Below are 13,306 nucleotides of genomic sequence, written 5' to 3'. Positions count from 1 at the left end.
ATCAAAGGCAAAAGGTTCCATAATTCAGGACCTTATTGTATGATTCTCAACGTTTTCGAGGTTACGCCAACACGTAACCACGCCTAGTCGGGGCGTAGCGCAGCCTGGTAGCGCACTTGCATGGGGTGCAAGGGGTCGAGTGTTCGAATCACTCCGTCCCGACCATATAATCCTAGAAAATCCAATCACTTAGCGGTGATTGGATTTTTTTGTGGGCGGTGGTTTTTCTCATTGCTCATTTTTACCCCACTTTTTACCCCACCAGTGTTATTGAGTGTTTCCAACAACATTGGTTTTGTGAAAGGCGACATGTCATTTATCGAGCGGTGTGATTCAAGAGAGACTGGAAAGGACCCACACCTCTAGGGAAGCATCTGACAAGTCCTCAGAAGCAAACTCGCCGTGAACGCTTCCTTGCCGAAATGGGTTAAGTTCAATGATCTGTCGTGAGTTACCTAAACTGGGGACAAGTGGAGGAGAAGCTCGGTGGGGAATTGCATGCCGGGTGGTGTGACAGGGAGAGAAGCCTGTGACGTTCGACCCCTATACCGATTGCTGGCAAGGTGAGGTTAGAACTTATAGCCAAGAGCGACCATGTATACCCACGGATCGATATCCACATTGAGCTTCAAGGTGCCGACACCCGCTAAGTCCGCATGGGCATTGGTGTCGATGTCGATATAACGCACCTGCCCATTGACCATCCACTGGTCGTCTATCATGTAGTCGGCACCGATTTGTGCGGCCATGCCCCATGAATCGTCCAGATCAAGGTTGCTGTAGCCTTTGGCTTCAGCGCTGCTTGAGGTATCCGAGTCGTAGAAAGCGGTGTAGTTGATGCCAATACCTGCGTACGGTTGGAGCGCGTAATTATTGTCTAGCGGGTAATAGATCAAGCTTAGGGTTGGTGGCAATTGTTTGACATTACCTAGATCTCCATTGAGTCCAGCCAAGCCGCCTTGCAGGCCATGTACGCCCACATCGTGGTTGAAAGTAGCGGCCAGTAACTCAATACCCAAATGGTCAGTCATCATGTAGGCAAAGTTAAGGCCTAGTTGAGTGTCGCTTTCAACGGTTGCGCTGCCGCCCAGGTTTCCAAGGGAACTCTTCACTCCAGAGCTATCTTCGTTCGGGTCAACGGTGATCGCACCAGCGCGAATGATTATGTCGCCAGCTTCATGTGCGTGCACAAAACATGGGGCAATCGTAAGGGTGAGCAGTGGAGCTATGAGCGTGTATTTATTCATGAACAATTCCTATTGAATTACTAGGTTCTTCGATAATGGTAAAGTTATAAGTCTCTAAATAAAGCAAGTATGGATATAACTTAATAAGTCGTTGGGTCAACTTTATAAAAAATCTGGCACATTACAAATGCAATTTTATTATAAATTTCAGGTGGTTCAGGTAATTATATAAAAACATCCTCTGCTGATTTCTGGTGACATCGACGGACCCACCGTGCAATATATTTTTTGACTGGTAGCTCCAAAGGCCTAAGTGCATTAAGGATGTGTTCGACGAATTAGAATAATGTGTTTATATAGCTTCTCTCACCGCTCACGCAAGCAATATGACTTAAGCGGATAACTAAAGCTAACAGCATGAAGTAAGGTGTTGCGTTCATAGAAACGTCATCTGGTGTACTTATCATTGAGGGGGTAGGCCGTCCTTATAAATCTGAATTGAAACTGACAAATTCAAGCATGGTGCGTGTGTACATACGCTAGCTACTATCTGGGGAACTTGCTTTCAAAAAAATGCGAATTTTGTAAGGGTGATGAACGCCGAAACTGCGCTTATGTCAGGGGTATAAGTAGGGAAGTGGAGATGTTACTCAAAAATTTATGAATATTTGAGTTTTTAGTACAGTTATTATTAGCTAAATAATGCTTAAAGCTGTACCGCTTAGAATCCGCCTCAAAACGTCTAGTGACATGGAGTCAGTAGCATTTCTATGATCAGAATATTATTAGATATCCCCTGGTTTCTACCCATTGAATAAAATAATTAATAATCCACTTATAAGGTACAGCTTCACAAACCAAATTTTTACATTGTGAGAATGGAAACTTAACGGTGATCGTCTGGAGGGCCTTTCGGATAATTACTACATGGAGGCGCTAGACAGTTGTCACGACAACTGCTTGCAACGCTGGCATAGCTTGGTGTTGGTATTTGAAGGCGTAGCGCCACCCACCCGGTTAGGCGGTCTGAGCGCAGTGACACTGAATTACAATGTTAGTCTGAAGCCATCATCCTCATCAATTTCTTAGGCCCCCGCACACGCATCGACTTGACCTTCTGCTCGATGCGGTAAAGAGTTGTGTAAACCGATCAATGATCGCATTGCCCATTCGGTTGCCTGTAGTGGTTCTTGGGCATATGCTCGACCTGATTGCTGTGAAATCTTCAATTTAGGTTTATAAAACGCTGTACAATATTTCATGTGTATCCAGTGCTATCCCAATATCAAGGAAATGGCTGATGTCAAAACTCGCGGAATTTCGTCAACTTGAAAAAAATTTAGCAGAACAACTCCAAGCACTCGAAGCCCTCAAGGACGATGCTGGCCTCAAGCAGGAAATCGAATTCGAAACCAAACTTCGCGCTTTACTTGCCAAGTATGGTTTCAGCTTGAAAGACATCGTTAATTTGCTTGATCCACAAGTCGGTCGTCGCACTCCTGTGACTGTGCAGAAAGGCGGTAGCCGCAAGCCCCGCCAGGCGAAGGTCTACACAAATCCTGAGTCTGGAGAAATCATAGAAACTAAAAGCGGCAACCACAAGATGCTGAAAGAATGGAAAGCAAAATACGGCTCTGACATAGTTGAGTCTTGGCTAACCAAATGAGTTCGGTTGAGCATAAAAAGGCCCTTAAAGGGCCTTTTTATTGCGCTCGATAAGATGGTCTGTCGTCGAGACAGGCTAGGTTGACCGCTATGCGAATGCCTTGGCTAGGCTGAGAGAGCATTGTGCTTGTTATGGAGGGCTAGGTGTAAGCTCCGTTCGCTTCTATATCCGGAGAAAACTCAACCAGATTTTTATCGCCAGAGATGTTCAATCAATGCCCAGTCATCGTGCGCGCGAACCATCTACTCAGCATATTGCTTGGTATTCGGGTGTTGGCAAGAGTCAATCCAGCCTCGGTGTGTATAACTGACGCTAGTGATATTGCCCCCAGTAGCATGGAGTTACCACTCTTGATTCATTCCGATGTTCGGTAGGTTATGTTCTACTGTTAATAAATAAGCCTTATTTTGATAAATAAGGCTTATTTTGTAAGACCTTATCTATTTGTTATGGAAGGGGAAGGGCCGTTAGGACCGGTTCGTAAAATTGGATATACACCATATCTTCTTTTGCGTTATCAATATGGCACCCGGCGCAGGCTTCCTTTGGTGACTCCGTCGAAACAGCGGAGTACGGTGGCGAGTGGTGGCCGAAGTTGAAGTAACCCCAATTTTTGGTTTTTGCAAAGCGTTTACTGTCTTTGACGGACACATCTAGTCCACTTGGCCCCCCCCCTGGGAAATAACCTCTACCTGATGGTTCGACACTTGAGCCATCCGGCAGCGGACCTTTTTGGGTCAGGTGCAGTTCTTTCACCATCATCGTGCCTTCCGGCCAAGTTCCCGTTTTCCTATATTGCTCGAAAGCTGCGGGCTCTACGTAAACATTATGAAACTCAGGAAAACCAGCGTTTCCATTGTTCAGTCCGTTTGGCGTTAGAGGAGCCCCGATAAATACCCATTTACGGAAATCCTTTGGCTGTACCAATTGACCTTTCTCGTTGAATGTCGGGCCAATTTTTACGTCAGGATAGTCTGCTGAGTGCGCCCCAGCAGCATATAACCCAATGCAGGCAGTTATCGCTAGCGCAGTTGACCTATTAAGTATCAGGCTTTTCATTTTGTAATCTCCAGTAGGACTGAGTCGAACCTCTGATCTTCGTTGCTAAATGATTTAATAGTAATGCAAGTTGAAGGCTAGCGAACGAGCGTAGGTCCATCTTTCAAAAACGTGCGGAATTTAGCTCGCACTGATGGAGCTGCTTGACATTAGTGGCTGACATTCTGAGAATAAAATCTAAATCTAAGTAAAACATGCCCATGATCTATATGCGGAGTGAATAGACAAAAAGAATACTGGATTATTTTTTTAGCACAGCGCTTACCTGATGGCTTTGTTTAGGTTCTCCAGTTACTTATTGTCTTTCTCGTCTCTACTGGTTGTTAAACTTGTCGGAACAGTAAACAGGGCTTGATGCCTACTGAATTCTGATAGAAACAATAAATAAATATTATCGGGAGTCTAATATGAACAGTAAATCAACTAATTTTTTTTCTTCGAGTGTACTAGCTGGACTGCTAGCCCTGGTCTTTGCTTCGCCTTTACTTGCGGAGGATGGTGACTCTACGCGTGGTAAAATTGTTTTTCAACAATGCTCCATTTGTCATCAAATTGGTCCAATGGCGAGCAATGGAATTGGCCCAAATTTGACAGGTGTACTGAATCGGAAAATGGGATCATTTACAGATTTTTCTTATGGTACAGGCTTGGAAAAAGCAGCTCAGGCCGGAATGAGCTGGAATAAGGAAAAAGTTTTTAATTGGCTCGCTGATCCTCAAGGCTATATCAGGAGTGTTGTGAATGATGAGTCTGTTACTACAAAGATGACTGTGAAAATTAGCGACGAGCGAGCGCGCCGAGATGTGATTGAGTATATCTCGACGTTTAGCAACGAGTGATCCGTCTGATTATGTGAAAAAATTTAATCAATAATTATCTAACTATTCAGATGGTCGCCAATAAAGTTTAATAATGCTTAAGTGGTTATTGGAATTGTAAGCTAAGACGATTTTTACATTTATTAACGCGGGCATACGGCTATGGAATTTCGTTGGTTTCATCGAATGGGTTCTCCAAAATGGTTCTATGATACGAGCAGCTACTTTTTGCCGTGGTTAAGTGGTCTGGCTGCTCTGTTAGTTATTACTGGTGTCATTTGGGGGTTGGCATTCGCCCCTCCTGATTACCAGCAGGGTAATAGCTTTAGAATTATGTATGTCCATGTTCCAGCAGCAATGCTGGCGCAATCGTGTTATGTCATGTTAGCGATATGCGGGATTATCAGATTAGTTTGGAAAATTAAAATTGCAGATGTTGCCCTAGCAGCCGCTGCGCCTGTTGGTGCGTGGATGACCGCTGTTGCCCTGGCAACCGGTGCTATCTGGGGTAAGCCGACTTGGGGCTCGTGGTGGGTTTGGGATGCACGCCTTACATCTATGTTGATTTTGTTATTTTTGTACTTTGGCCTAATCGCACTGGGTAGCGCTATTACCAACCGGAACAGTGCGGCTCAGGCATGCGCGGTACTGGCAATAGTCGGAGTGATTAATATCCCCATTATCAAATACTCAGTCGAATGGTGGAACACGCTCCATCAAGGCTCAAGCTTTAGTCTTACTGAAAAGCCAGCAATGCCAGCTGAAATGTGGCTCCCCTTATTATTTACCATGCTTGGGTTCTATTGCTTCTTTGGCGCAGTGTTGTTGCTAAGAATGCGTCTGGAGTTACTAAAGCGTGAATCTCGAACCAGCTGGGTTAGAAACGTTGTTATGAAAAGCTCTATGGGCCTCGACGTGAAGGGAGCAGTTCAATGACATTTTCCTCCTTTAGTGACTTTGTTGCGATGGGGAATCATGGCCTGTTTGTGTGGACTGCTTATGGCATCTGTTTTCTGGTGCTTTCCATTAATGCATTGCTGCCGTTTTTTGCACATCGACGGTACTTGCAGCATGAGTTTCGTCGATTACGGCGGGAGGAAAACAAATGAACCCGGTCCATAAACTGCGGTTGCTTTTTGTGCTTAGCATGGTCGCCGGGATTAGCACCGCTTCCGCTCTAGTACTAAGTGCCCTGCAGGAAAATATAAACCTCTTTTATACCCCTACTCAAATAGCCAATGGCGAAGCCCCAAAAAACACGCGGCTTCGTGCTGGCGGAATGGTAAAGGAGGGGACAGTGCATCGGTCAGCAGACACGTTAGACGTTTCGTTTGTGGTCACTGATTTCAACAAGTCAGTGACCATTACCTACCACGGAATTCTCCCTGATTTATTTCGTGAGGGGCAGGGCATCGTCGCTCTTGGCAGGCTTAACGCAGGAGGGGTGGTTATCGCTGATGAAGTACTGGCCAAGCACGACGAGAGGTACATGCCGCCCGAAGTTTCAAAAGCCTTAAAAGATAGTGGCCGGTCTGCGCAGAGTGACTCTGAAATACCAGTGACTAGGGGTGATTGATGATTCCTGAACTTGGTCAACTGGCGATGATACTCGCTCTGTGCTTTGCTAGCGCGCAAGCTGTAGTGCCTCTGCTGGGTGCTTGGCGTGGTAATCGACTATGGATGGGATTGGCTCAACCCACAGCATGGGCACAGTTTTCGTTCTTGCTGTTTGCTTTTGGCTGTTTGACTTATTCATTCGTGGTGGATGACTTCTCGGTAGCCTATGTCGCAGAAAACTCCAACAGTGCTTTGCCTTGGTATTACAAGTTCAGCGCAGTCTGGGGTGCCCATGAAGGGTCTCTGTTGCTTTGGACATTGATCTTAGGCGGTTGGACGTTTGCTGTGTCTGTGTTCTCTAGCCAATTACCGCAGGTCATGCTGGCCCGTGTACTTGCCATAATGGGCATGATTAGTGTTGGCTTTCTGTTGTTCTTAATCCTTATGTCTAATCCTTTCAGCCGAATCCTGCCGTTGACTCCACAAAACGGTCGCGACTTGAATCCACTGCTTCAAGATATTGGTTTGATCATTCATCCACCGATGTTGTACATGGGATATGTGGGGTTCTCAGTAGCGTTTGCTTTCGCTATTGCTGCATTAATTGGTGGTCGTCTCGACGCTGCTTGGGCACGTTGGTCAAGACCTTGGACGATCATTGCATGGGCCTTTCTTGGCGTAGGTATTACGCTTGGGTCGTGGTGGGCCTACTACGAATTAGGCTGGGGCGGATGGTGGTTTTGGGATCCAGTGGAAAATGCGTCTTTCATGCCATGGCTGGTGGGAACAGCCCTAATACATTCCCTTGCCGTCACTGAAAAACGTGGTGTGTTCAAAAGCTGGACAGTATTGCTAGCCATCTCTGCATTTTCTTTAAGTCTGCTAGGTACCTTCCTCGTACGCTCTGGCGTACTGACATCGGTGCATGCTTTTGCCTCCGATCCTGCTCGCGGCGTATTCATTCTGGTTTTTCTGTTGATGGTGGTGGGAGGTTCATTAACCTTATTCGCCATTCGTGCGCCGGTTGTCATAGGTCGTGTCACTTTTGGTCTGTATTCGCGTGAAACCCTGTTGTTAAGCAACAATCTTTTGCTGGTTGTAACGGCTTCGATGATATTGCTAGGGACTTTGTATCCCTTGGCACTTGATGCTCTAACCGGGGCGAAAATGTCAGTGGGACCTCCATATTTTAATGCGCTCTTTGTCCCTTTGATGGGCATGCTTATGGCATTAATGGCTGTTGGTGTCTTGGTACGATGGAAAGACACTTCGTCCAAATGGCTATTGGGCAGACTCGCCCAGGTGTTGGTTGGTAGTGCGACTCTGGCGGTGATTGCTGGATTTGGTTTGGCAAATTTCAACTGGGCTATATTTATCACTTTCCTGCTAGTGGCGTGGATGCTGCTAGCAGGTGTGCGTGATCTCTTGGACAAAACTCGACATAAAGGTTTACTCAAAGGTATGCGTGCATTGCCCCGAAGTTATTGGGGGATGCAACTAGCGCACTTAGGGGTAGCTGTGGTTGCGTTGGGGGTGATGTTGTCCAGCCAAAACAGCGTCGAGAGAGACCTTCGTTTGACGCCTGGTGACTCTGTTGAGTTGGGAGGCTACGTATTTTTCTTCGATGCCATCAAACACGTTCAAGGCCCTAACTTCATATCTGACAAAGGCACTATTCGTGTACTGGAAAATGGGAAGGAAGTCTCCTTGTTACATCCAGAGAAGCGCTTTTACACCGTACAACGTACAACGATGACAGAGGCAAGTATTGACGCAAGTTTCACCCGCGATCTTTACGTTGCGCTTGGCGAGCCCCTAGACAATGAGGCATGGGCGATACGAATACATATTAAACCGTTTGTGCGATGGATATGGTTCGGGGGGCTGATCACCGCAGCGGGAGGCTTACTGTCGACGTCGGATAAGCGTTATAGAGTCAAGGTGAGAAGAAAAGTTTGTGAAACGTTCGGCCTCATAAAAGCTCCCGTATGAAGAGTTTGCTATTGGTAATTACGCTGATGTTTTTTCTTGGCACGGCAGCATTTCTCCTCAGCGGTCTGTATTTCGACAAGTCCTCATTACCGTCTGCATTGATCGACAAACCATTTCCCGCTTGCTTCCTGCAGTCCATATTCGGTAAGTCACCATTGATAAGTTATTGATTTTCTGGGAAGCGTTACTAGTTAGTACTTAGAGGTTACATAATACGTTGATTGCTGGATTTCACCCGCAAGCGCTGAGCATATAGGCCAAACAAAAGAAAGAATTACGGAGTCAACCATAAAAACATAAATGCTTATGCCCTGAATCTGTTCAGAAAGTTCAAAGAGTTCGATCAGTTAAGTAATCGCAACGAACGAGATGGGCCTAGTTTGGATCTTGGTATGCATGGCGTTCTAAAAGCCTTCTTGGTCGACAGCAAGCACATCAACAAGCATGTAGCGTTACGAATGGGGTGATTGGAGTGAAATGCTCACTGAACTTTTTCAATGGATGGTAGACGAGGTTGCCAAATGAATCGGTTTTTATGCGGAGTTGTCTTGGCATTAGGTTTCGCCAGTTCAGTACAGGCTGCCAGTGATACTTACGTGTTCAATGATGAGACTGAACAGGGTCGATACATCGAATTGACTCAAGAGTTGCGTTGCCCTAAATGTCAGAATCAGAATATAGCCGACTCTAACGCTTCCATTGCAGCAGATCTACGCAAAGAGATTTTTCGCATGCTTGGAGAGGGCCAGAGTAATCAGCAAATAATTGATTTTATGGTTGATCGTTATGGAGAATTCGTACGTTACAAACCCGAACTGAATAGACATACCTGGTTGCTCTGGTTCGGGCCCGTCGGTTTTCTATTGGGAGGGTTGTTGGTGATTCGTTTGATTGTTGTACGACACCGTATGCGGCATGGTGATCAAATCGACGTACTTACTGAGCAAAAGCGTCAACAACTAAGCCACTTGCTGGAACAAAAATATAATGAGTGATTTCTGGCTAGGTGTGGGTTTGTTGTTGCTGGTTGCTTTCAATTTCGTATTGATTCCTGGGTTACTTATTCGTCGCTCTCAAAGTGAAGAGGGTCGTACAGCCCTAAATGTGAGACTGTATCAGGAGCGCTTGAATGAGATGCAAGTTGAGCAAGAGTACGGTGTGTTGTCGGTGACGCAAAAAAATAGTGTCCTTGCTGAAGCAGCGAGCGTATTACTGGCGGACACCGAAGGAGTTGACATCAAACAGTCCTCGGCTACAGGTAAATGGCTGCCGCTGTTAGTTGCTTTCTTAGTACCAGCTCTCGGGTTATTCCTGTACTTGCATTTCGGCGCCAGCGACAAAGTCAAACTGTCTCGTGAGTTTGCACAGCCCCCAAGTTCTTTGGCACAGATGAGCAATCTCTTGGAACGTGCAGTTAATGCTCAACCAGCATTGGCTGAAAGCGCCTATTCTCTCGCTCAAAACTATATGGCTCAGGGGCGATTTGACGATGCAACTCAAATGTTCGAGCGAACGGTGTCGATCGCCGGTCGCCGTCCTGAATTGTTAGGGGCATGGGCTAACGCACTATATTTTGCACAAAATAAAAAGTGGTCGCCAGCGATGAAGGCTTTGACGGATGAGGCTTTATTGGGAAACCCGAATGAGGTCATGAGCTTAAACCTTTTAGGGTTGGCCGCCTTTGAGGATGGGGACTATAAGAACGCATTAAAGTATTGGAGTCACGCGTTAACACAAATTAATTCAGGTGATGCATCACGTGTCCCTTTAATGGAAGGAATTCGCCTAGCTCGAGAAGGTATTTTAAAAGGTACCAAAAGCAATAAATCTATAAGTAGCGATGCAGGAGAAATATAACAAACTCTGCTTCATGCTTGGGTTGAAATTTCTTCTGAAATTTTAATTATGATTGATCAAGATGACAGCTCATTTGTATTTGCATAGATGCCATACGGCTCCAAAGCTCCTCTTACCGTCAAGCGACTACGGATCTCAAACCTACCTGCCGACGTAGAATTTTCTGATGCTGATTCGATGATTGCTAATAACGTCCTATCGCAAGCATCTAAGGCTTAGATAACTGCTCGAATCTCAAAAGCTGGGACGGCCAAATCGGGAGAATGCTTAGGGCACGGTTCAGCGAAGATAAATTGGAAAAACATGATCTAACTATTGATCGTCCAGATACCTGGTTAGTATATTGAATGCGAAGGGATATTGTACGAAAATAAGGTTAGAAATGTATAAAAACCAATTAGTATACACCTTGATATAAGTTGCTAAATTTTAGGCTCAGCTTCGACGGTAAATAAATTGAAGGCTAAAGGCTTGTTGTCGAAGGCCGGATCATTGATTTTCTACACAGAATTCATACTGGGTGACCGATCAAGGAATTCAATCATTGGTATTTCTTTCCAGTAGTCTACCGTAACTTCTACGGCAATATTCGAAGAGACCTAGAGGCCTGTCAGGTGATAAGTAGTGTAGGGGATTTCAAGTCGAGCACATTTAGCTATTGTCTGTAGCTAATTTACTGCGAGTTTTAGGCTAGCCGTCCATCGCATGAACAATCAGTGCAGTCAATGGCACAAAGTTCTTCGAGCGCATCATGCTGTCATGTGTTCATCGCACGAGTAGATGGAGGTTGCTCTTGATTGGGCCCGCCAAACCAATAACATGCTAGGTCAAATTATTTAATGGATGCTTTCGTTGCTAGTACTGAGCAAATCTTGGTTGCCGAGAAAAATAATTAGTCAGAATATTTGTACTAGCAGCTTATGATTTTATTGTCATAATTGTCGATTAAGCTTTAAAGTCTATGGTGTGGAAGTGAAACGAGCGTAATAAGTACATATCAACTACGTTCTTATCAGTGGCCCGTCTCTGTTTACACCTGAAATTTAAGCTACTAGTTAGCTCCTCCGCCACCCATGCTTCTATTATCAGCTCCCACTAACGCGCGTTGCGTTAAGTTGATACATTTATTGGTGTCTCCAGCTTTTTTGGCTTCTAATGCATTTTCTTTAGCTTGTTCAAGTTTTTTTGCGGTCCCACCTACTAGATTTTGACCGGCAGTAAGAAGGAGGTCATCAATTTTCTGTAAATTAATATCGCATAAAGTAGTATCAGCACGAGACTGAATTGAGAATGCTGATATGCTGAGTGATAAAAACAATGCGGTTTTATTAATCATGAGGTACTCCAATAATTATTGTATGGGTCGTTGTACGTGCGTAATGCTTTTTACATCACAACTTGTTTAAGTTGAATCATATTTTAAAACAAAAAAATATCAATTGTTATTTTGTGAAGGTCGCGTAAATGATTATATTGCTAATGAGATTGGTGGCGTGATTGAGACTAAGGGCTGTCATGCTTTCCTCCTATTATTTAAATGTTTATAACATCATATAAATGTACTTGTAGATATGCTCATGAGTTAAAAGTCAACAGCGACAACTCCTTGGGCTCTAGAATTTGCTGGAAATCCATCCTTTAGGAGGTCGACTGAAAATACTGACTTGAGCAGACCATCCTTATTCACTGAAAAACTATGGATAGCATTTCCAACCTTCGAGGAGTTTTCTTCGGTCTGGTTAATTCTTTGATTGATGACATAAATGAAGTCCTCCTCGGGTGAAAGTGCTATCTCAAATGAAGTACTTCCAGGTTGCAAGACATCCCGATTGTTGATGAAGGGCTCTCTAGGCCATGGGGTATCAACAACCTGGATTTCGATGGGCGACAATGCATTTTCTCCAGAAATATCATAAACGGATATAGTGCTGGCGGTTTGTTGAGTGTTTTGGCGCGGCAGATTGTTTACGGTGTAAAGCCGCGTTGCTTGCTTATTAACCAATATCCAGCATATATCCTGCCCGCTGTTACTAACCGAATTGATAAATCGCAAATTGCCTACTTCATCATATAAAAAAACACCAAGTTGGTTTCTCGTTACCAGTCCAACATACAGAATTTTTTGCGACGGATGACTCCAAATGCCCAAAGGCATTGTTGGTACACCAGGCGATCCGATATATAAGTAATCTTCAATTGTCTCAGGTATTTTTGTCTGATTAACAAGTGATATTATTCCTTCATCATCGACTGTTAACGTTTTTAATTGACCTTGAACACTGGCTTTAGGGCCGGCTAAAAAGGACCTGGTTTCATTTCCGTCAAAGTCGACATCAACTTGAAATTCATCAGCAAAAAATAGGTTTTTTACGATGGGCGAGGCATGAATTTGCGCTGGTTTTTGGAAGTCAGGCACATTTAAAGTGTCGGCATAAACCAAGCTTCCATTTTCTTGAATTATAAAGGAAGTATAACTGGCACCCTCTGGGTCGGATAAACTATCCTTTTGATGATAGTCCTCGTTCCTATTAGCGACAATCATAATGTTTCCTGAAATATTAATACTTACTGGTGCGATGCCTTTGGAAGGGAACGGCGAACCTGCTATTTTAGTGAGAGTTCCACCTTCGTCTATATTGAATCCCGCTACGCTATTGCTGTGAGTGTTAACAGCATAAAGTCTTTTTTTATCGTTCGTGACAATGATTTGAGAATCATTATCCTGTGGGCCAAGCTTTCCGTATGTATCGTTATTAATTCCGGTTCCATCAGTTTTATAAAATCGGATAAACCGCAAAGCCCCATCATCTAATCGACGATATTGAGCGACTGCATTTTCGTTTTTTGAAATGTTATTTGTTAACGTGTAAAGAAATTTTTTATCATTAGCTGCTAAAGCAGAAAAACTTAAAAAAATAGCTGCAGTAAACAGAGATATTTTAGATAGTACGCTCATGGAAATACCCTCAGGTGAGTTTATTGGTAGACCAAGCTTTCATATTTAGAATATAGGATTTACTGTAATTAAACCCAATGCTACTATTGAAATACGCTAGCATTTGCACAGGTGGCATGCTTTCAGAAAATTGCGAAATTTTTCAGAAAGACATCAAATTGTCGTCTTTATTAGTCGACAAAATCTGTATCAGTTGGCAGCAGCGACAGTTGAG

Annotated in this window: 12 protein-coding genes and 1 tRNA gene; 9 read left to right on the top strand and 4 right to left on the bottom strand. The window is 44.3% G+C overall.

What is annotated here, in order from left to right; genetic code table 11:
- Positions 1 to 88 precede the first annotated feature (88 nt).
- A tRNA-Pro gene (locus ACN0UH_RS18425) sits at positions 89 to 165 on the top strand.
- 404 nt (positions 166 to 569) lie between these two features.
- Here ACN0UH_RS18425 and ACN0UH_RS18420 read toward each other — a convergent pair.
- Positions 570 to 1,247 carry an OmpW family outer membrane protein gene (locus ACN0UH_RS18420; protein WP_417663427.1) on the bottom strand — a complete coding sequence of 226 codons (678 nt, stop codon included), beginning with the start codon at positions 1,245 to 1,247 and terminating at the stop codon, positions 570 to 572.
- A 1,240-nt stretch (positions 1,248 to 2,487) separates the two neighbouring features.
- Between ACN0UH_RS18420 and ACN0UH_RS18415 the strand changes: the two genes are divergently transcribed.
- Positions 2,488 to 2,853: a histone-like nucleoid-structuring protein, MvaT/MvaU family gene (locus tag ACN0UH_RS18415; protein ID WP_417663426.1), complete on the top strand. Its 366-nt coding sequence runs from the start codon at positions 2,488 to 2,490 to the stop codon at positions 2,851 to 2,853.
- A gap of 447 nt (positions 2,854 to 3,300) precedes the next feature.
- Here the strand turns inward: ACN0UH_RS18415 and ACN0UH_RS18410 are convergent, their stop codons facing one another.
- Positions 3,301 to 3,912, bottom strand: coding sequence for a cytochrome P460 family protein (locus ACN0UH_RS18410; RefSeq protein ID WP_417663425.1), 612 nt, complete (start codon positions 3,910 to 3,912; stop codon positions 3,301 to 3,303).
- Between the two features lie 407 nt (positions 3,913 to 4,319).
- Here ACN0UH_RS18410 and ACN0UH_RS18405 point away from each other — a divergent pair, with 407 nt between their 5' ends.
- From ACN0UH_RS18405 to ccmI, 7 genes are all read left to right on the top strand, one after another.
- Positions 4,320 to 4,751, top strand: coding sequence for a c-type cytochrome (locus ACN0UH_RS18405; protein ID WP_417663424.1), 432 nt, complete (start codon positions 4,320 to 4,322; stop codon positions 4,749 to 4,751).
- 141 nt (positions 4,752 to 4,892) lie between these two features.
- The gene (locus ACN0UH_RS18400; protein WP_417663423.1) at positions 4,893 to 5,666 is read left to right on the top strand and encodes a heme ABC transporter permease; all 774 of its coding nucleotides are present in this window, start codon (positions 4,893 to 4,895) and stop codon (positions 5,664 to 5,666) included.
- A complete protein-coding gene (ccmD, locus tag ACN0UH_RS18395) occupies positions 5,663 to 5,839 on the top strand; it encodes a heme exporter protein CcmD (RefSeq protein WP_417663422.1) in 177 nt (58 codons plus the stop codon). The genes ACN0UH_RS18400 and ccmD overlap by 4 nt, the downstream gene beginning before the upstream one ends.
- Complete coding sequence (ccmE, locus tag ACN0UH_RS18390; RefSeq protein WP_417663421.1) at positions 5,836 to 6,306, top strand: cytochrome c maturation protein CcmE; 471 nt, start codon at positions 5,836 to 5,838, stop codon at positions 6,304 to 6,306. Before ccmD ends, ccmE begins: the two co-directional genes overlap by 4 nt.
- A complete protein-coding gene (locus ACN0UH_RS18385) occupies positions 6,306 to 8,279 on the top strand; it encodes a heme lyase CcmF/NrfE family subunit (RefSeq protein WP_417663420.1) in 1,974 nt (657 codons plus the stop codon). Before ccmE ends, ACN0UH_RS18385 begins: the two co-directional genes overlap by 1 nt.
- 521 nt (positions 8,280 to 8,800) lie before the next feature.
- Positions 8,801 to 9,274, top strand: a complete 474-nt coding sequence (locus ACN0UH_RS18380; protein ID WP_417663419.1) for a cytochrome c-type biogenesis protein CcmH — start codon at positions 8,801 to 8,803, stop codon at positions 9,272 to 9,274.
- A complete protein-coding gene (gene ccmI, locus ACN0UH_RS18375) occupies positions 9,267 to 10,136 on the top strand; it encodes a c-type cytochrome biogenesis protein CcmI (protein WP_417663418.1) in 870 nt (289 codons plus the stop codon). The genes ACN0UH_RS18380 and ccmI overlap by 8 nt, the downstream gene beginning before the upstream one ends.
- A 1,051-nt stretch (positions 10,137 to 11,187) precedes the next feature.
- Here ccmI and ACN0UH_RS18370 read toward each other — a convergent pair.
- Together ACN0UH_RS18370 and ACN0UH_RS18365 are read right to left on the bottom strand one after the other, a co-directional pair.
- Complete coding sequence (locus ACN0UH_RS18370; RefSeq protein ID WP_417663417.1) at positions 11,188 to 11,472, bottom strand: hypothetical protein; 285 nt, start codon at positions 11,470 to 11,472, stop codon at positions 11,188 to 11,190.
- Between the two features lie 246 nt (positions 11,473 to 11,718).
- Complete coding sequence (locus tag ACN0UH_RS18365; RefSeq protein ID WP_417663416.1) at positions 11,719 to 13,092, bottom strand: beta-propeller fold lactonase family protein; 1,374 nt, start codon at positions 13,090 to 13,092, stop codon at positions 11,719 to 11,721.
- Between the last annotated feature and the right edge of the window lie 214 nt (positions 13,093 to 13,306).

It is taken from the genome of Pseudomonas sp., from assembly GCF_048265905.1.
In the GTDB taxonomy this organism is placed as follows: domain Bacteria; phylum Pseudomonadota; class Gammaproteobacteria; order Pseudomonadales; family Pseudomonadaceae; genus Aquipseudomonas.
The sequence above is the reverse complement of the archived record's forward strand: the minus strand, read 5'-3'. Positions and strand labels throughout refer to the sequence as shown.

Coding starts and splice junctions, on each gene's coding strand:
- ACN0UH_RS18410 (WP_417663425.1), bottom strand. CDS start 3,912: ATGAAAAGCCTGATACTTAATAGGTCAACTGCGCTAGCGATAACTGCC.
- ccmD (WP_417663422.1), top strand. CDS start 5,663: ATGACATTTTCCTCCTTTAGTGACTTTGTTGCGATGGGGAATCATGGC.
- ACN0UH_RS18380 (WP_417663419.1), top strand. CDS start 8,801: ATGAATCGGTTTTTATGCGGAGTTGTCTTGGCATTAGGTTTCGCCAGT.
- ACN0UH_RS18420 (WP_417663427.1), bottom strand. CDS start 1,247: ATGAATAAATACACGCTCATAGCTCCACTGCTCACCCTTACGATTGCC.
- ACN0UH_RS18415 (WP_417663426.1), top strand. CDS start 2,488: ATGTCAAAACTCGCGGAATTTCGTCAACTTGAAAAAAATTTAGCAGAA.
- ACN0UH_RS18370 (WP_417663417.1), bottom strand. CDS start 11,472: ATGATTAATAAAACCGCATTGTTTTTATCACTCAGCATATCAGCATTC.
- ccmE (WP_417663421.1), top strand. CDS start 5,836: ATGAACCCGGTCCATAAACTGCGGTTGCTTTTTGTGCTTAGCATGGTC.
- ACN0UH_RS18365 (WP_417663416.1), bottom strand. CDS start 13,092: ATGAGCGTACTATCTAAAATATCTCTGTTTACTGCAGCTATTTTTTTA.
- ccmI (WP_417663418.1), top strand. CDS start 9,267: ATGAGTGATTTCTGGCTAGGTGTGGGTTTGTTGTTGCTGGTTGCTTTC.
- ACN0UH_RS18405 (WP_417663424.1), top strand. CDS start 4,320: ATGAACAGTAAATCAACTAATTTTTTTTCTTCGAGTGTACTAGCTGGA.
- ACN0UH_RS18385 (WP_417663420.1), top strand. CDS start 6,306: ATGATTCCTGAACTTGGTCAACTGGCGATGATACTCGCTCTGTGCTTT.
- ACN0UH_RS18400 (WP_417663423.1), top strand. CDS start 4,893: ATGGAATTTCGTTGGTTTCATCGAATGGGTTCTCCAAAATGGTTCTAT.